The organism is Corynebacterium tuberculostearicum, from assembly GCF_022347235.1.
GTDB lineage: Bacteria > Actinomycetota > Actinomycetes > Mycobacteriales > Mycobacteriaceae > Corynebacterium > Corynebacterium tuberculostearicum_F.
On sequence record NZ_JAKRDX010000002.1, the window covers coordinates 50,333 to 67,724 of the forward strand.

At 59.4% G+C, this 17,392-nt stretch carries 14 protein-coding genes and 1 tRNA gene; 9 read left to right on the plus strand and 6 right to left on the minus strand.

Annotation, left to right across the window (positions count from 1 at the left end):
• The first annotated feature begins 134 nt into the window (after positions 1-134).
• On the plus strand, positions 135-1,682 hold the full coding sequence (locus tag MHK09_RS01330; RefSeq protein WP_250411918.1) for an alanine/glycine:cation symporter family protein: 1,548 nt from the start codon (positions 135-137) through the stop codon (positions 1,680-1,682).
• Here the strand turns inward: MHK09_RS01330 and cmrA are convergent.
• The 3 genes from cmrA to MHK09_RS01345 all read right to left on the minus strand — a co-directional run bounded on the left by cmrA (position 1,679) and on the right by MHK09_RS01345 (position 3,606).
• A complete protein-coding gene (gene cmrA, locus MHK09_RS01335) occupies positions 1,679-2,479 on the minus strand; it encodes a mycolate reductase (RefSeq protein ID WP_005327278.1) in 801 nt (266 codons plus the stop codon). The two genes, MHK09_RS01330 and cmrA, sit on opposite strands and share 4 nt — an antisense overlap.
• Positions 2,480-2,575: 96 nt before the next feature.
• Positions 2,576-2,649 (minus strand) — tRNA-Arg (locus MHK09_RS01340).
• Positions 2,650-2,688: 39 nt separating this feature from the next.
• Positions 2,689-3,606: a LysR family transcriptional regulator gene (locus MHK09_RS01345; RefSeq protein ID WP_208853982.1), complete on the minus strand. Its 918-nt coding sequence runs from the start codon at positions 3,604-3,606 to the stop codon at positions 2,689-2,691.
• A gap of 66 nt (positions 3,607-3,672) precedes the next feature.
• Here MHK09_RS01345 and MHK09_RS01350 point away from each other — a divergent pair, with 66 nt between their 5' ends.
• From MHK09_RS01350 to ald, 6 genes are all read left to right on the plus strand, one after another.
• The gene (locus MHK09_RS01350; protein WP_250412437.1) at positions 3,673-5,724 is read left to right on the plus strand and encodes a bifunctional copper resistance protein CopD/cytochrome c oxidase assembly protein; all 2,052 of its coding nucleotides are present in this window, start codon (positions 3,673-3,675) and stop codon (positions 5,722-5,724) included.
• Between the two features lie 182 nt (positions 5,725-5,906).
• Positions 5,907-6,551 (plus strand): single-stranded DNA-binding protein, encoded by a 645-nt coding sequence (locus tag MHK09_RS01355; protein WP_250412439.1) that lies wholly within the window; start codon positions 5,907-5,909, stop codon positions 6,549-6,551.
• Between the two features lie 119 nt (positions 6,552-6,670).
• The gene (ettA, locus tag MHK09_RS01360) at positions 6,671-8,341 is read left to right on the plus strand and encodes an energy-dependent translational throttle protein EttA (RefSeq protein WP_250412441.1); all 1,671 of its coding nucleotides are present in this window, start codon (positions 6,671-6,673) and stop codon (positions 8,339-8,341) included.
• Between the two features lie 25 nt (positions 8,342-8,366).
• Positions 8,367-8,783, plus strand: coding sequence for an acyl-CoA thioesterase (locus tag MHK09_RS01365; RefSeq protein ID WP_250411345.1), 417 nt, complete (start codon positions 8,367-8,369; stop codon positions 8,781-8,783).
• A gap of 42 nt (positions 8,784-8,825) precedes the next feature.
• Positions 8,826-9,464, plus strand: coding sequence for a DUF8185 domain-containing protein (locus MHK09_RS01370; protein WP_250412442.1), 639 nt, complete (start codon positions 8,826-8,828; stop codon positions 9,462-9,464).
• Positions 9,465-9,740: 276 nt separating this feature from the next.
• The gene (ald, locus tag MHK09_RS01375; RefSeq protein ID WP_250412444.1) at positions 9,741-10,832 is read left to right on the plus strand and encodes an alanine dehydrogenase; all 1,092 of its coding nucleotides are present in this window, start codon (positions 9,741-9,743) and stop codon (positions 10,830-10,832) included.
• A gap of 100 nt (positions 10,833-10,932) precedes the next feature.
• On the opposite strand, the gene MHK09_RS01380 is transcribed toward ald, so the two are convergent.
• Together MHK09_RS01380 and MHK09_RS01385 are read right to left on the minus strand one after the other, a co-directional pair.
• Positions 10,933-11,316: a globin gene (locus MHK09_RS01380; protein ID WP_150851439.1), complete on the minus strand. Its 384-nt coding sequence runs from the start codon at positions 11,314-11,316 to the stop codon at positions 10,933-10,935.
• Complete coding sequence (locus MHK09_RS01385; protein ID WP_198491961.1) at positions 11,317-12,327, minus strand: mechanosensitive ion channel family protein; 1,011 nt, start codon at positions 12,325-12,327, stop codon at positions 11,317-11,319.
• A 144-nt stretch (positions 12,328-12,471) separates the two neighbouring features.
• Here MHK09_RS01385 and MHK09_RS01390 point away from each other — a divergent pair, with 144 nt between their 5' ends.
• The gene (locus MHK09_RS01390; RefSeq protein WP_049377243.1) at positions 12,472-13,629 is read left to right on the plus strand and encodes a cystathionine gamma-synthase; all 1,158 of its coding nucleotides are present in this window, start codon (positions 12,472-12,474) and stop codon (positions 13,627-13,629) included.
• A 35-nt stretch (positions 13,630-13,664) separates the two neighbouring features.
• Here the strand turns inward: MHK09_RS01390 and MHK09_RS01395 are convergent, their stop codons facing one another.
• Entirely contained in the window at positions 13,665-15,533 is a 1,869-nt protein-coding gene (locus MHK09_RS01395; protein ID WP_250412446.1) for an FAD/NAD(P)-binding protein, read from the minus strand.
• Positions 15,534-15,735: 202 nt separating this feature from the next.
• Here MHK09_RS01395 and MHK09_RS01400 point away from each other — a divergent pair, with 202 nt between their 5' ends.
• Positions 15,736-17,391 carry a TIGR04028 family ABC transporter substrate-binding protein gene (locus MHK09_RS01400; RefSeq protein ID WP_250412448.1) on the plus strand — a complete coding sequence of 552 codons (1,656 nt, stop codon included), beginning with the start codon at positions 15,736-15,738 and terminating at the stop codon, positions 17,389-17,391.
• The last annotated feature ends 1 nt before the right edge of the window (position 17,392 follow it).

A 17,392-nucleotide genomic window follows, 5' to 3' on the forward strand; every position in this document is an offset into this window, starting at 1 on the left:
CCAGCTTTCAGTAAGTGTGGCACTATACTGCATAAAATTAATCGGTGATTTGCCTCACTCTAAGATGTGAGTTAGGGCATACTCTGGTTAATCGCTCTTCATTCGGGAGGTGCGACAGACTTAGGAGAGACCAGATGGCAAACTTCCTCGATGCCCTCAATACCGTAATTTGGTCCCCCGTCTTGGTGTTTTTATGCCTCGGCGCGGGTATTTATTTCACCGTGGTGACACGCGGCCTGCAGGTGCGCTGCATCCCGGACATGCTCAAGCAGATCGTTAACGGAGAAAAGTCCGCAGATGGCGTTTCTTCCTTCCAATCCTTGATGGTTTCGCTCTCCGGCCGCGTGGGCGTGGGCAATATCGCCGGCGTGGCCACAGCCATCGCCTTCGGTGGGCCTGGCGCCGTGTTCTGGATGTGGGCAGTGGCGCTGTTGGGCTCGTCCACCTCGTTCATCGAAAGTACGTTGGCGCAGATTTACAAGGAGAAGGACCAGGACACCGGTGAGTACCGCGGCGGGCCCGCCTATTACATCGAAAAGGCCTACAAGCACACTAAGGCGGCGCCGTTCATGGTGGTCTACGGCATCGTGTTTGCCGTCGCCATGATCTTGGCTACCAGCTACTTCTTGCCTGCCATCCAGGCCAATGCGGTGGCCGCCGCGGCCGATACCGCCTGGGGCATCAACTCCACCTGGGCAGCCGTCGTCTTGGCGGGCATTCTGGCCATCATCATTATTGGCGGTGTGAAGCGCATTGCGACCTTCGCCACCATTGTCGTGCCATTCATGGCAGTCATTTATATCGTGATTTCCGTCGTAGTCATGTGCATGAACTTCTCGCAGATTCCGGAGGTCTTCGGACTCATCTTCAGGTCCGCATTCAATATGGAAGCCGGATTCTCCGGCATGCTGGGCGCGGCCATCATGTGGGGTGTTAAGCGCGGCATCTACTCCAATGAGGCTGGCCAAGGTACCGGCCCGCAGTCCGCTGCAGCCGCCGAGGTCTCTCACCCTGCTAAACAGGGCTTCGTGCAGTCCTTCGCGGTTTATGTCGATACGCTCTTCGTCTGCTCGGCTACCGCGTTCATGATTATTTCTACGGACATGTACACCGTCTTCCGCGGCAGCTCCGAGGACGGCGAAGTGGTCTACAACGGCTCGCTTCCTGATGGCGTCGAGGTCGGCCCTGGCTACGTGCAGTCCGGACTCGATAGCGTCTTCGCCGGCTGGGGCCCAACCTTCATTGCCGTCTCCATTGCCTTCTTCGCCTTTACGACAGTCCTAGCGTACTACTACATGTCTGAAGTTAACCTGACTTACTTCAACCGCTGGGTCCGCTCCCGCACGGCCCGCCGTGGTCTGATTTGGGTCCTGCGCGCGCTGATTATTGTTTCTGTCGTGGTTGGCGCCACCACCACTCCGGGTGCGGCGTGGGCGCTGGGCGATATCGGCGTCGGCACGACGGCATGGCTCAATATCGTCGCCATCCTCTTCCTGCAGGTTCCCGCCATCAAGGCACTCAAGGACTATGAAAAGCAGAAGAAGGCCGGCAAGGATCCGCAGTTCGACCCAGAAGCTTTGGGTATCAAGAACGCGGACTTCTGGGTAGAGCGCAAACGAGCACGCGGCGAGGGCAGCGTGCTCAAAAACAAAGACAAGGACTTAGAAGGCGCCGGGGCCTAGCCCATCTTGGCGTAGAAGCTGCCTACCAGCGGTGCAATCACCGGGGTGGGCAGCACTTGGCTGAGGGTATTCATCGCCTTAGATAGCGGGCCGGGCACCACGCGGCGCTGGTTGCGGCGCATGGCCTCGATGGTTTCTTGGGAGCAGGACTCGTAGGTGGTCCACAAAAAGTCCGGTACCACCTTGTCCACGATCGACTGGTCTTCCTCTGCGATGGTGGCCTCGCGCACGGGGCCGGGGGCGAGCAGGGTGCACGAGACGCCGGAGCCCTTCAGCTCGTAGTGCAGGGCCTCCGTAAAGGCATTGACGCCCGCCTTGGTGAAAACGTAGGTGGCGTTATTAGGGATGGGGATATTGCCCGCGGCAGAGCCGACATTACAGATAGCGCCGCTGCGGCGAGGCAGCATTTGCTCCAAGGCGGCTCGCGTGAGGTGGTGGACGGCAGTGCCGTTGAGCTCGAACTGTGTCGTCTCGTACGACCAGTCTTGGTCCATGAAGGGGCCGAAGCTGGCGATGCCGGCGGAATTGACCAAAATAGACACCTCGCGGGTGGCGATGGTCTCGGCCACACGGGCGACGTCGTCAGCCACCGCTAGGTCCGCCGGCAGGGCAATGGCCTCGATATTATGGCGCTGCTCGAGCTCGGCGGCGATGGACTCCAGGACCTCGCGGCGGCGGGCCACAAGGATGACGTTATATCCCAGTGCTGCGAAATCCTGCGCCATGGCCTTGCCAATGCCTTGGCTGGCGCCCGTAACGAGGGCGTAGGACGTTCGGGAAGGGGCGGGAAGTGACATGGTTAAGCCTTTCCGGAGTGGGGGCATGGTGAGTCCTAGCGTAAACAAAAAGCCTTGAAGCGGCGAGAAACTCGGCGCCTCAAGGCTTTCGCGCGGTGCCCCCAGCAGGATTCGAACCCGCGACACATGGGGTAGAAACCCACTGCTCTAATCCACTGAGCTATGGGGGCTTACAACGCACTCATAGTAGCCCACGAGGGCGAGGAAACCTAAGCCAGGGTGCGCTGCGGCGAGCGCAGGATGTCCACCAAGTCTTGGGCAGCTGCGGTCAGCTCGCGATCCGTGCGGTAGGCCACGATGGCGTAGTAGCGCGGCAGGTCATCAGCAATGGGGCGGGTGATGATGCCGTGCGGCTGCACAGTAGGTGCGCAATTGGGCACGATGCTAACACCCAGTCCGCTGGAGACCATGGGAATTGCGCTATTGAGGCTGGCGACCTCCTGGGTCTTTTCCGGCTTGAGGCCCGGGCGGCTATTCCACAGGTCGTGGTAGAACTCGGCCAGTTCCGGAAGTTCGCGGCTGCGCGGTGGGACAAGCCAAGTTTCCTTCTTCAGCTCGGCGAGGGAGACGGGGGATTCCAACTCGGCGAGGCGCTGGGGAAGGGCGACGGAGTAATCGAACGTGGCCACCTGGTGGACGGTGAGCTCGGGGGAGTAGCGGCGAATGAAGGCCTTTGGATCGGACGTCGGCAAGAGCGCTAGGTCCACCTGGCCATCCAGTAGGTGCTTGATAGCGGTGGCCGGCTCGGCGTCGTCCAGCGAGATATTGGCGGTGGGGTAAATCCGCTTGAGCTCAGCCAGGGCGGCAGGGGTAAATTCCCAGTTCAAGATGGCGCCGGAGGCGAGGGATACGGTGCTGGCCTTGTCGCCGGTGATTTCGCTGATATGGCGCTGGGTTTCGCTGAGCAGCGCATCAACCTTGACGGCCGTTTCGTAGACATAATCGCCAGCCTCAGTGGTGGAGACACCGGAGCGACCGCGCGAGAGCAGCTGGGCGTTGAGCTCCTTTTCTAGCTTCCGGATGGAAAGGCTCAGAGACGGCTGGGTCATATCGAGGGATTCGGCAGCGTGCGTGAAGGAGCCATTGTCTACAACGGCGCGAAAATAAAGAAGTTGACGGGTGTCCATAAGCTCCATAATGACACATGTAAAGACAAAATGTGTGTTAGGTGAGAAACTAGGTGGCGCTATACAATGCGCATTATGGCAAATGAGCAGGTTAACAGTGTGAACGCGGCGGGTAAGAAGCCCCGCTCTTCCTGGGGAATTTATATCGCAGCGATGCTTATTGCCGGCCTGATCGCCGGTTTTATTTCCCTGTTCCTCCTGGCTGATTCCCTGGCGGCGCTAGGCATTCCGGACCCCGGCCGCATAACCACCTTTGGCTTGCCGCTCTTTCGAGGTGTGGCGTGGATTCTCATGGCTTTGTCCGTGGGCTCATTCTTGGCCTCGTCGTTCCTCATCGCTCCGCGCGGGGACAATGCCGCGCTTATCGATGCCCCCTTGTCCGTCGACGGCCACATCGCCGCCCGCACCGGTACGTGGGCTTCCTTTGGCATGGCGGCCGTGGGGCTCGTGGAAATCCCGCTCATTATGTCCGACCTTACCGGCGCGCCCTTTTCTCAGGTATTCAATCCTTCCATTATGAAGATGGCTCTGACGGAAATTTCCACCACCATTGTGTGGGCAATCTCTGTGGTCATTGCCCTGGTAGTGGGCATTCTCGGGCTCGTGGGCCGTGGCTGGTCTATGCAGCCAGTTCTGCTTTTCTTGTCCATAATGCAGGTCGTGCCCATTGGCATGGAAGGCCATTCCGCGGCAGGCGGCGACCATGATTACGGCACCAATTCGCTCCTGTGGCACTTGGTCTTCGTCATGCTTTGGGTAGGCGGGCTTATGGCGCTTATCGCCCATGGTCGGCGCCTCGGCCCTAACCTCGCCTTTGCGGTGAAGCGCTACTCCGGCATCGCCTTTATGGCCATTGTGGTGCTTGCTGTCTCGGGCTTGATTAACACGCTCATCCGCATGAATATCTCCGATCTGGTGGATTCCGCGTACGGAATCATTCTGATTACCAAGTTCGTGTTGACGATTTTGCTGGGCATTTTCGGCCTCGCTCACCGCGAGCTCACCATCCCGCAGCTGGGCAAGAATCCGCGCCTTTTTATTCGCATTGCCATCGTGGAAGTAGCGGTGATGGCCGCCACCATTGGCGTAGCCATCACGCTGGGCCGCACTGTGCCGCCCGCACCGCGGGATCCCAACCTCAACTCGATGCAGATTCTGATGGGCTATGAGCTGTTTGAAAAGCCCACGGTGCTCAACGTGTGGACCATGTTCCGCTTTGACATCATGTTTGGCACCATTGGCCTGCTTTTGGCTGCGGCCTATGGCTACTGCGTCTACCGCGTACACAAGCGCGGCCTGACCTGGAGCAAGGGGCGTACCGCATGGTTTATGTGCGGTGCGCTGGGCCTGACCATTGTGATGTCTACCGGCATGGGTCTCTACATGCCGGCGATGTACTCCATGCACATGCTGGTGCACATGATTTTGTCGATGGCGGTACCGCTCCTGCTCGTCCTGGGGGCGCCACTGACCCTGCTCATGGAGGCCTTTGAGGCAGGACCGAAGGGGAAGCCCAGCCTGCACGACTATGCGCTGGCAGCCACCCAGTCCAAGATCGTCGCGTTTATTACCAATCCGTTTGTCAACCTCGTGCAGTACCTATTTTTCCTCTACGTGCTGTATTTGTTCCCGGGTCTCTATCAATTCGCTATCTCCGAGCACGCCGGCCACCTCATTATGAACTTTACGTTCATCATCTCCGGCTGCTTCTATTTCTGGGAAATTATCGGGCCGGATCCACTTCCCAAGCGGCACTCCACCCCGTTCCGATTGGCTGTGCTGTTCCTTTCCATGCCATTCCACCTCTTTGCCGGCGTGTACCTGATGCAGCTGCAAAGCGTGTTGGGTGCAGACTTCTACCAGTATTTGGAGCTGCCCTGGGATCAGGATCTGCTCCAAGACCAACGTGTGGGCGGCGGCATCGCGTGGGGCTTTGGTCAGTTCCCGCTGGTTATCGTCTTTGGCAAACTTTTCCTGGATTGGCTCAGCGATGATCGCGCTACCGCCCGCCGCCACGATATGCAGGCGGATGCGGACGATGATGCCGAATTGGAACGCTATAACGCGATGCTGCAGGATATGGGCCACGGCGATGAATCGAGCTTCCGCGGGCGCTAGCCTGTGGATAACCGGCTCAAAATCGCCCCCAAACCCGAGTTTTGTTGACGGGTACAACAAGTTATTCACAGGGTAGGGGTCGCCGGCATGGTGCAGCTTGCGCGCCGGCATCAGGATATGGAAGCGAGCGAGGAAAACCGAACTCGCCTATCCAACTATCCAGCAAAGGATTTTCTAGCACCATGTCCCAATACCCAATTACCTTGACCGGTCGCCTTACTCGCGATCCCATTCTGACCAAGACTTCAACTGGGGCCTATAAGGCTAAGCTGCGCGTCGCCTCTTCCCGCCGAATTCCGGACCGTCAGGTCGATACCGGCGCCAATGATCCGGAAGGAAATAACCCCAAGGCCCCGCAGTGGCGCGACGTGGACCACCTCTACATCGACGTCGAAATGTGGAATCAATTCGCCATCAATGTGCGCAAATCCCTAGCTAAGGGCATGCCGTTGGTCATCGTGGGCTCCTTGGTCACCGAGCAATGGCGCGATGACCAGGGCACCGATCACTTCCGCACGTTCATTAAGGCGCAGTATGTGGGCCTGGATCTGAACCGCCACGTTATCGGTACCAAGCGGCTCGCTCCGCAGTACAACCAGGAAAATATTGCGGTCCCAGAACTGGGGGACAATGCCATCGAACCGGACGTGGACCACAGCCTGCCGCCGCAACAGGCGGGGCAGGGAGATACCGCTGCCGATACCGCGGCGGACCGCTATCTAGCCGAGCGCGCCGCAGCTGCACGCGGTGGGGAAGAAGATTCCTTCGACGACGCCGAGGTGGAAGAGGAGGCTGCCGAGGCAGAATCCGCCCCAGTGAACGCTTAAGCGTTTCCCCACCGGCTTGATCGCCTCGGGTGTACCTGACCCGAGGCACTTGGGCGGTGGTTCTGATGTAGTGTTTGTGTAGATAAATACGTCTCCCAAATTTTTGCAAAGGGGTAAAAGTGGGCGAATTCATCTACACGATGAAAAACGTGCGCAAGGCAATTGGCGATAAAGTCATCCTTGACGATGTAACAATGGCGTTCTACCCAGGTGCCAAGATTGGTGTGGTCGGCCCTAACGGTGCCGGTAAGTCCTCCATTCTGAAGATTATGGCCGGCCTGGACCAGCCTTCCAACGGCGAGGCTTTCCTGGATCCAGGTGCCACCGTGGGCATCCTGCAGCAGGAGCCGCCACTCAATGACGAGAAGACCGTGCGCGGCAACGTCGAAGAGGGTCTGGGCGATATCTTTGAAAAGAAGCAGCGCTTCGAGCAGATCGCCGAGGAAATGGCCACCAACTACAGCGACGAGCTCATGGAAGAGATGGGCAAGCTGCAAGAAGAGCTGGACGCCGCCGATGCTTGGGAGGTTGATTCCAAGATCGAGCAGGCCATGGAAGCTTTGCGCTGCCCGCCTTCCGACGCCCCAGTGACCAACCTCTCTGGTGGCGAGCGCCGTCGTGTAGCGCTGGCTAAGCTCCTGCTCACCGAGCCGGACCTGCTGCTGCTCGACGAGCCTACGAACCACCTGGACGCCGAGTCCGTGCAGTGGCTGGAGAAGCACTTGGCCGATTACCCGGGTGCTGTCTTGGCCGTGACCCACGACCGCTACTTCCTCGACCACGTCGCGGGCTGGATCTGTGAGGTTGACCGCGGCAAGCTCTACCCGTACGAGGGCAACTACTCCACCTACCTGGATAAGAAGCAGGAGCGCTTGGAGGTTGCCGGCAAGAAGGATGCGAAGCTGCGCAAGCGCTTGAAGGACGAGTTGGAGTGGGTTCGCTCCGGTGCAAAGGCCCGCCAGGCCAAGAACAAGGCTCGTCTGGAGCGCTACGAGGAGATGGCAGCCGAGGCCGAGAAATACAAGAAGCTCGACTTCGAAGAAATCCAGATTCCTACCCCGCCGCGCTTGGGCAATAAGGTTGTAGAGGTCAAGGACCTGCAGAAGGGCTTTGATGGCCGCGTTCTGATTAAGGACCTTTCCTTCACCCTGCCGCGCAACGGCATCGTGGGCGTTATCGGTCCGAACGGCGTGGGTAAGACCACCCTGTTTAAGACCATCGTTGGCCTGGAGCAGCCAGATGCCGGTTCCGTCGAGGTCGGAGATACCGTCAAGCTGTCCTACGTAGACCAGAACCGCGAGAATATCGACCCTGAGGCAACCGTTTGGGAGGTTGTCTCCGGCGGCCTAGATTACATTCACGTGGGCCAAAACGAGATGCCTTCGCGTGCCTACCTGTCCGCGTTCGGCTTCAAGGGCCCAGATCAGCAGAAGCCATCCAAGGTGCTTTCCGGTGGTGAGCGCAACCGCCTGAACTTGGCGCTGACCCTGAAGGAGGGCGGCAACCTGATCCTCCTTGACGAGCCGACCAACGACTTGGACGTGGAAACCCTCGGCTCGCTGGAAAACGCGCTGGAGAAGTTCCCGGGCTGCGCCGTGGTCATTTCCCACGACCGCTGGTTCTTGGACCGCACCTGTACCCACATCTTGGCCTGGGAAGGCAATGTGGAAGAAGGCCAGTGGTTCTGGTTCGAGGGTAACTTCGGCGATTACGAGAAGAACAAGGTCGACCGCCTCGGTGAAGAGGCAGCCCGTCCTTCCCGCGTGACCCACCGCAAGCTGACCCGCTAAGTAGCTAACGCCTTAACTGAGGAGAATGATGGCAACCCCAAGCGTGCACACGTACCGTATTCAAACCCGCTGGTCGGACTTTGATATGTACGGCCACATGATGAACGCAAACTACATCGAGCTCGCCCAGGAAGCGCGTTTGGCCTTTGCGAAGGAACATATCTATTCCAAAGGCCTCGACTTCGTTGCGTTTGTACGCCACCTGGACGTGGACTTCCTGCGCCCGATGGAGTTTAAGGACACCACTACGGTGGAGGTGGAAACTACCATTTCGCAGATCGGTACCACCTCGTTTACCACCACTCAGCAGGTGAAGAACGCCCAGGGCGAGGTTGCGGCAACCGTGGATTGCGTGCAGGTAGTCATTGACCGTCAGCAGCAGACCCCGCGTCCATTGACGGATCAGGAAAAGGATATTCTGCACAATACCGCCGCCAACTAGCAGCGGAGCAGAGCACAGATTAGAAAGGCAGGGCCCGAAGGCATGGTCACCGAGACTCTAGAAATTGGAAGCGGTGGACCTGGCCTTCGGGCCCTTGTCACGCGCGCGGTTGGCTTGGACGCGGGCGCTTCGGTGCGGCTGCGCCAGCTGGCTGATGACGTCGTCGATGTCTTCGTCACCACTCCCTTCGAGGTGGTTGCCTCCCGCCGCGTCCAAGGCGTCGCGTCCCGCGATGGAGCTGTGGTTTCTGCTGCCACGCTCGCCGATCAGCTCAAAGAGCATGAATCTAGCGGCATGTTAGATTTGGGTCCTGCCCGCGATCCATCGTGGCCGGGAGCATTGCCGCCGGCGACTGGCTACAGTGTGGTCGATACCTTGCCAGTTACCGTTGTTCGTGAACTTTCCGATAAAGGTCAGCAACTGACCCGGCAATTTTCTGGCCCCATGGGCCCGCCGTCCAGCTTGTTGAATCAGACCGTTGTCACGGTGGAAGGCGATGGCGCCACGGTGGAAATTCCCATGCGCATGATCTTTGCCTGTACCAACCTGGGGCTTATTCCTGGGTTTTCCGCCCCGATGGACGTGCCGCGGCACCTGCGGGTGGCTCAGTTGGGTCGGTGGGTGCGACTCGACGCCCCCTTTGGCAGCATTTACCGTTCCACCCGCTTGTCCTTGTTCTAGCCTTCGCCGCCAGGGCACATACCTCTGGTGTTCAACAATCTCGGCATACCAACGCCCCATAATGGGCGAGGTTGCCCGAAAAGTAGTCTGTCTTAGGGGTAGAGGGATCCTTGGACCGTGTCGCCCGAAACCTTGTGAACAGCGTGTTTAACTAGCGCGTTAGTGTAACGCTACCCCCGCAGTGTGAATTCACTAGCAGAGCGCCGCGCGCAAACGTGTCCTGCGTTACTCTTACATGGTCGATGTAATTTCCTGCACCTACAAGGAGACTATGTAATGCGTATTGCTGTGCCAAAAGAAATCATGAATAACGAGAATCGCGTGGCTCTTACCCCGAGCGGCGTACAGACCCTCGTTCAGGATGGCCATGAGGTCCTTATTGAGACCGGTGCCGGTGAGGGCGCTTCTTTCCCAGACTCCGAGTACGAGGCCGCGGGTGCCAGCATCGTTGGCACTGCGGAAGATACCTGGGCACAAGCAGAGCTGCTGCTGAAGGTGAAGGAGCCACTCGAAGCTGAGTACCAGTACCTGCGCCCAGACCTCACCGTCTTCACGTACCTGCACCTTGCGGCGGACCGTCCGCTGACTGAGGCACTTGTCGACGCCAAAACCACCGCCATCGCCTATGAGACGGTCACCGACCGCCACGGCACCCTGCCGCTTCTCACCCCGATGTCCCAGGTGGCTGGCCGCCTTGCTGCCATCGAAGGCACCCATCACCTGCTGTCCACCCAGGGTGGCCGTGGCCTGCTGGTCTCCGGTGTTCCGGGCACCCAGCCGGCACGCGTCGTAGTAATTGGCGGTGGCCAGGTTGGCGCGTCCGCTGTAGCTATGGCCCACGGTCTGCGCGCCGAGGTGACGGTGTTGGACCTCGATCCGCACGTTCTCCAGCGCTTCGATGATCAGTACGCTGGTGGCGTGCGCACCCTGATTTCCGATCCGGCCACGATCGATAAGGAACTGCAGGAAGCCGACCTCGTCATCGGTGCCGTACTTATTCCGGGTGCCGCCGCGCCGAAGCTGGTGCGTGAGGAGACCGTAAAGAAGATGAAGAAGGGCGCGGTCCTCGTGGACGTAGCCATCGACCAGGGCGGTTGCTTCGAAAACTCCAAGAAGACCTCCCACGATGACCCCACCTTCAAGGTGCATGACACCCTGTTCTATTGCGTGGCGAATATGCCGGGTGCGGTGGCCAATACCTCCACCCGCGCGTTGTCTTCTGCGACCTTGCCGTATATCCGCGCGGTAGCCAATGACAGCCTGGATGCCGCCATCAAGCGCTTCCCAGGTCTGGAAGGCGGCGTCATGACCCGCGGTGGCCGTCTGGTTTCCGAGCCTGTGCGCAAGGCCTTTGACTGGGAAGACTAGTCATCACCCGGCGTAGTCTGCGCTAGATACACCACAAGCCCGGCGCCCCGTTAGAAATGGGGCCCGGGCTTGAGTTATCTGCGCTGAAGGGGTGGCGTGGTTACGGGGCCTTGTTGATCATCATGGCGGCCACGCGCTGCATGTGATCCCACATCATCTCGCGGTAGGCGGGTGGGATGGTTTCCTCGTCTATGTCCGCGAGGGAGTTGCCCATAAGCTCAAGCCATCGATCATGGGCGGTGATATCGATGGGGTAGGGGGCGTGGCGCATGCGCAGGCGCGGGTGCCCACGGTTTTCAGAAAATAGCTGCGGGCCGCCCCAGTATTGCGCCAAGAACCAGGTAAGGCGCTGTTCTGCGCCTTCCCAGTCATTATCGGGGTACATCGGGCCAATGACATCGTCCTCTTTGACCTGGGAATAAAAGCCGTGGACGAGGCGCTCAAAGGTCTCCATGCCACCGATGGCCTCATAAACAGAATCCATTTACTCTTCTTCTTCCTTGCGGGGATCGGAAATACCGATGCCGTGCGGGTAGGGGGTGGTAATACCTTTAGCGTGCATGACATTGAGCACGCGAGACTGCAAGAAACGCTGCACGTCCCACTGCTTGCCCGGCAAGGTCTTGGTCGAGACGCGGAAGGATACATAATCCGGCTCAAAGCCAGACATGCCGTCCACACGGGGCGTGCTGAGGATGAGCTTGCGCACCTTATCGTCCTGTGCGGCTTCTTTCACTGCGTCCTCAATGACTTCGCCAGCAACCTCTGGGTCATTAGAAAGGCCTACCGGAATCTGGATGCGGGCAACGGAGTACTCATCGGAGTGGTTGGCCACCTGGAGAATTTCACCGTTGCGCACGTACCACAGGGCACCATCGATATCGCGGACCGTGGTGATGCGCAGGGAGATGGACTCGACATCGCCAAAGACGCCATTGCCCAAATCAACCACGTCACCAATGCCGTATTGGTCCTCAATGAGCATGAAGATGCCAGAAAGGAAGTCCTTCACCAGCGCCTGTGCGCCAAAGCCGAGGGCGACACCGATGACACCGGCGGAGGCGATAAGCGGTGCTACGTTGACCTCTAACTCATCCAGGATGGCAATAACGGCCCACACCCAGACGAAGATGGCGGCGGCGGAACGGGCTACGCCGGCAAGTGTCTTGATGCGGGAGGCGCGCCGGGTCTCGCGGGTTTGGCGCATGGCCTCTTCTTGTTGGCTGAGCTCGGGGCGATTGGCGCGGCCCTTGAATTTCCCGCGCAAGCGCTGCTTATCTAGCCCGGAGGACTTGATGCTATTTTCGGCCACTTTGTTGATAACTCGGTGGAGGAGCCAGTGGGCGATAATGGCCAGGATAAGGATGATAGCGATGCGAATCGGGCGCTCGATAAGCCAGCTTTGTACCTTCTCGTCATTCCAAAAATTGGACACGGACTCGATGGCCGAGTCCGTGGTGGAAGCGGCGGATGCTAAGAATTGCGTATTCATCATTCTTTCTTAGTCGAGGACAAAATGAACTGCGCCCATTGTAAGGGCAGAGGCTGAAAGTGCGATGAGTCGTGGGTGTCCGAGAGTGTGAAAATAAATACCCATCTCTCGGTTGGAAATGAACAGCTTGGTCTAGACTGTGGTGCTATGACTGAACGCAGCACGCAGAACCTCGCTCAAGGCTTTACGTCCCGTTCCATCCATGGCGGCTATCACCCGGATCCGCACATGGGCTCTATCAACGTGCCCATTTATGCCTCAACCACGTTTGCGCAAGATGGCTTGGCGCAGCTGCGCGGCGGATTCGAATACGGCCGCGTGGCCAATCCCACCGTGCGCTCGCTGGAGCGCACCCTAGCGGCACTGGAAGGCGCGGAGTATGCACGCGTGTTTTCTTCCGGCATGGCCGCCGCCGATACCTTGATCCGCATCCTGGTGCGCCCAGGAGATCACGTCATTTTGGGCAATGACGCCTACGGTGGTTCCTACCGCCTGCTCAATGATTTCACCGAGTGGGGCGTGGAGATGTCCATCGTGAACACCAGCGATACCGCTGCGGTTGCGGCCGCGGTTCAAGAAAATACCAAGCTCATCTGGCTGGAAACGCCCACCAATCCGGCGCTCAATATCACCGATATTGCCGCGGTGGCCAAGATTAAGGGCAACGCGCAGGTGCTGGTGGACAATACTTTTGCCACGCCCTACCTGCAGAACCCACTGGAACTCGGCGCCGACCACGTGCTGCACTCGACCACCAAGTACTTAGGTGGGCATTCAGATGTACTGGGTGGCGCGGTAGTTACTAATGACGCCCACGTGGACGAGCGTCTGCTCTACTTCCAGGGCAATGTGGGCGCGGTGAGCTCGCCTTTCGACGCCTACCTTACCGCCCGCGGTATCAAGACGCTGTCGGTGCGCATGGATCGCCACTGCGCGAATGCCCAGAAGGTAGCGGAATTTTTGCAGGGACGACCTGAGGTCAAGCAGGTGCTCTACCCAGGGCTCAAGGAGCATCCGGGGCATGAACTGGCGGCACAGCAGATGCGTGGCTTCGGCGGCATGATGTCCGTGCGCTTCCACAGCGCGGAGCATGCCAAGCAGATCTGCCTCAATACGCGGCTGATCTGCCTGGCAGAATCGCTGGGCGGAGTGGAATCGCTCATCGAGCACCCAAAGAATATGACGCACGTATCCGCAGAAGGGTCCGAGCTGGTGCCGCCGGAAGATCTGGTGCGCATCTCCATCGGTATCGAAGACATCGATGACCTGCTCGCAGACTTGGAGCAGGCCCTCGACGCGCTATAGGCCGCGGCACTGGGCCCATAGCGCAGGTGCGGTGGCTAGGAGCGCACCACGGCGAGAAGGGAACCGGCAGCCTTGTCGGTTTCCTGCAGCATGAGCGGGTCTGTGCCCGGCATGGGGGAAATGGTGGTGTCCGGCCACTGGGAATAGGTGGGGATGCCCACGATATGCAGGCGTGCATCCAACTCGCCGTCTGGGTGGACGGTGCGGCGGGTGGCCCCATCCGTTTCCGGCGAACCGGTGGGCTGGCCGTGATCGGGGAAGGGGCGCACGCGGCCGGAATCCGCCAAGCAGCGCGTCATGGCATCGCCGGCGGTGCGGATGTCGGGGCGGTGCATAAAGGCGTCGACAAGCGTGGGCGCCGAAGCCGAGCGCGGGCCGGAGGTCAAGGTGAAGTGATCAGCCTCGATGGACACGGTGGGGTGATCGCCGAGGAAGTGGGCCAGGCCGGCATCGACAAGCGCGAGCAACTGGCGCACGCGGAAGAGCGGCGGGCCGGAGCCGATCATCTGGCCAAAGGACATGACCTGGCCGTAGCGGCCGATGCGGGACTCGCGGGTGTAGCGGCCCTCTGCGCCGAGGATGGAGGCAGGCTTGCGCGATTGCGAAAGCGACCACAGCGCGGCCTTGATGGGGGAGTCGTGGCCGGCGGCGGCCTCCCGAATATCGCCTTCCATGGACTGGGCAATGTGCTCGGTGAGCTCAGCGATGTCCCCGGTAAACCCGGCAATCTGGTATATGAGATCGTTCATGTCCCATGGTTCGGTGACCATGGGCGCAATGGCCGCGCCCAGCTCATCGGGGGCGGTGGCATCGATGACCTCGAGGATTTCCGCGCGTGGGCGCAGGAGGGAATCTGGGCGCACGCGCTCCAAGGTGGTGATATAAGCCTCGTAGCTATCGCGCGCGATGGCAGGCCAGACCTGGGCGTCAAAGTCGATGTCCTGGGTGCCACTGAGCTCCGCAATGACCTCCTGCAGGCGGCGGCGCGGCATGGTCGGCGGCAGCTCACCGTACTCGGACTTGGGGTGGTAGGGGTAGCCGCGGCCGGAGGAAATGATGAAGTTGGGCTCCTGGCCGCAAGGCTCATAGCGCAGGCCGGAGCGCGCGGAAGGATCCTCCACGAATGTGCCGCCGCGCTCGATGGTGGTCAGCGCCATGATGTCATAAAAACCCATGCCCAAACCGCGCACCAGCACGTCCTCGCCGCCCGGAATGGCGGCGTAGTCCTGCTCTACCGGATTATTAGGGGCGATCCAGTTCAAACCGGAAGCGGCCAACTGCTTTTCTTGTTCGTTGTATTCCGGAATCATCCAGCCATAGGCCAGCACCGTGGCATCGGCGCGCACCTCTGAGCCATCGGCCAGGTGGAGGACGTCTTGGTGACCGTCCTCATTGATGGTCTCCAACCGGCTGAAGTGATTCACGGTGGAAATGCTCTTGGGCAGGCGCGCAATGACCACGTCATAGACCCAGCGCAGGTACTCGCCATACAGTGCGCGCGAAGGATTCGATTCGGGGCGGGTATCCGCGAGCTCCTCGCGGTAGTCCTGGGCAATATGAGCGGCCGGAGGGTGTTGCTCAAAAAGCTCGCGCTTGGCGGCGGAGATATTCTCGCCATCGCCGCGCAGCAGCTGAATCCACTCGTACTGGATGGGGCCCTCGAGCACCGGGGCATCAACGGTGGAGCCGGGCTCGGTAAAGAGGGTGACCGCGCCGGCGCGAGTATTCATGCACAGCGTCTTGGTTTGATCCGTTTCCCAGATGCGGCCGGCGCCATGTTGGGCGTCATCGATGAGGTGGACAGTAATAGGGTCGCTGGAATCGTCCATGCGGGCGGAGAGGCGTTCCAAGATGGAAATGCCGCGCGGGCCCATGCCGACGATCGCGATTGCTGGAGTAGACATACCTCCTATCGTGCCACATTCAGGCCCTTTCAGGATCATCGGACCTGGCAGTAAGAATAAAATAGACTAGGTGGTCTACCGGATTCTTGTTGTGTCGCCGTTTTGGCTGGTAGTAAGGTAGACTGGCCAGTCTTGTATTTCTAGGTATGAGTGTGGTCTAATGGGCGAGTACTACTTTAGACTTAAAGGAACTCGAGCTTTTATGAAGCAACTTTCTCGGCTCCTGCGGCCCGTGGCCGCGGTCCTGGCCAGCGGCGCGCTAGCTCTCTCGCTTACCTCGTGCGCCTCTACTTCCCACGCCGCGGAAGATGGCATGGTCACCTATGTCGAGCCCAATATGTTCAACAACCTCTATCCGCCCTCCGGCGGCTATTACCCCAACGGTGGTGTGCTCAATAACATCACGGACCGCCTGCTCTGGCAGGACCCGGATACCCTCGAGCTGCACCCGTGGGTTGCGGAGGAGATGCCCAAGGCAAACAAGGACAATACTGAGTTCACCTTCAAGATTCGCAAGGGCGTGACCTACTCTGATGGCTCCCGCCTGGATGCTGCGAACGTGAAGAAGAACTATGACCTTTATGCCTTGGGCGACGAGGACCGCATGCTCACTCCATCGGAGCAGCTGCCCAACTATGAAAAGTCCGAGGTTATCGATGACTACACGGTGAAGTTCTACTTCAGTGAGCCTTCCCCAGGCTTCCCGCAGTCTACCTCCGTGATGAACCAGGGCCTGCTTTCTAATGACACTCTGGATTTGGATGACACCGGCTTCGCGCCGGGCAATGCCACTGCGATTTCCGGTTCTGGTCCCTTCGTCATTGAGGAAGAAGAGCTGGGCACCAAGCTGGTGCTCAAGAAGCGCGAGGATTATGACTGGGCGCCTCCGGCCCGCAAGGACCACCAGGGCCCGGCCGATATTGAGGGCATCAATATCGTGCTCGCGGCCGAAGACTCCGTGCGCGTGGGCTCGCTTGTAGCCGGCCAGTCCGATGTCGCGCGTCAGATCGAAGCTCCCGATGAGAAGCACCTGAAGGATCAAAACCTGCAGATTTTCGCCGCCCCCACCCGTGGCGTGAATAATAGCTTCCACTTCCACTTCCGCCATCCACTCTTGGAAGATAAGCGCGTGCGCCAGGCCATCATCCACGCTATTGACCGCGATAACATCCTGGACACCCTCTTTTCTGATTCCTACCCCAAGGGCACGTCGATCCTGGCCAAGACGGCTATTGGCTATAAGGATCAGTCCGCGAACTATGCCTTCGATCCAGAAGAATCTAAGCGCCTGCTCGATGAGGCCGGTTGGCGCCCAGGAGAAGATGGCATTCGCGAAAAGGACGGCAAGCGCCTGTCCGTGACCTTCAATGAAGCCGTCCCACAGCCGCGCTCTAAAGAGATGTTCACCAAGGCCCAAGAGATGCTCAAGAACGTCGGCATTGAGGCCAACCTCAACCCGGGTGACCGCTCTGCGCAGCAAAAGGCCATGAAGGACCAAGACACCGTGCAGGTACGCCACACCATGACCGGCCGTGCCAATGTGGACACCTTAGCCACGTGGCTGGATGGCACCGGGCGCAATTCTTTCCTCAACTATGACGAGAAGACCGAAAGCTTTGGCGATGAGAAGCTGCAGAAACTGGTGGAGGATTACTTCAACCTCAGCAGCGAAAAGGATCGCCTCGCCATGACCGGCCGCATGCAGGACTACCTGTCCGAACAGGCCTATATCCTGCCCATGTTTGAAGAGCCGCAGGTCTATGGCTTCCAGCCCTATATCGAGGGCTTTAGCACCGAGGCCATCGGCCGCCCATCGTTCTATGCGGTAGACATCAACCCCACAGAAGGGGAGGACTAAA

What these genes read in the sequence shown, in the direction of transcription:
- MHK09_RS01330 (WP_250411918.1), top strand. Translation starts at nt 135, where the DNA reads ATGGCAAACTTCCTCGATGCCCTCAATACCGTAATTTGGTCCCCCGTC.
- cmrA (WP_005327278.1), bottom strand. Translation starts at nt 2,479, where the DNA reads ATGTCACTTCCCGCCCCTTCCCGAACGTCCTACGCCCTCGTTACGGGC.
- MHK09_RS01345 (WP_208853982.1), bottom strand. Translation starts at nt 3,606, where the DNA reads ATGGACACCCGTCAACTTCTTTATTTTCGCGCCGTTGTAGACAATGGC.
- MHK09_RS01350 (WP_250412437.1), top strand. Translation starts at nt 3,673, where the DNA reads ATGCGCATTATGGCAAATGAGCAGGTTAACAGTGTGAACGCGGCGGGT.
- MHK09_RS01355 (WP_250412439.1), top strand. Translation starts at nt 5,907, where the DNA reads ATGTCCCAATACCCAATTACCTTGACCGGTCGCCTTACTCGCGATCCC.
- MHK09_RS01365 (WP_250411345.1), top strand. Translation starts at nt 8,367, where the DNA reads ATGATGGCAACCCCAAGCGTGCACACGTACCGTATTCAAACCCGCTGG.
- MHK09_RS01370 (WP_250412442.1), top strand. Translation starts at nt 8,826, where the DNA reads ATGGTCACCGAGACTCTAGAAATTGGAAGCGGTGGACCTGGCCTTCGG.
- ald (WP_250412444.1), top strand. Translation starts at nt 9,741, where the DNA reads ATGCGTATTGCTGTGCCAAAAGAAATCATGAATAACGAGAATCGCGTG.
- MHK09_RS01380 (WP_150851439.1), bottom strand. Translation starts at nt 11,316, where the DNA reads ATGGATTCTGTTTATGAGGCCATCGGTGGCATGGAGACCTTTGAGCGC.
- MHK09_RS01385 (WP_198491961.1), bottom strand. Translation starts at nt 12,327, where the DNA reads ATGATGAATACGCAATTCTTAGCATCCGCCGCTTCCACCACGGACTCG.
- MHK09_RS01390 (WP_049377243.1), top strand. Translation starts at nt 12,472, where the DNA reads ATGACTGAACGCAGCACGCAGAACCTCGCTCAAGGCTTTACGTCCCGT.
- MHK09_RS01395 (WP_250412446.1), bottom strand. Translation starts at nt 15,533, where the DNA reads ATGTCTACTCCAGCAATCGCGATCGTCGGCATGGGCCCGCGCGGCATT.
- MHK09_RS01400 (WP_250412448.1), top strand. Translation starts at nt 15,736, where the DNA reads ATGAAGCAACTTTCTCGGCTCCTGCGGCCCGTGGCCGCGGTCCTGGCC.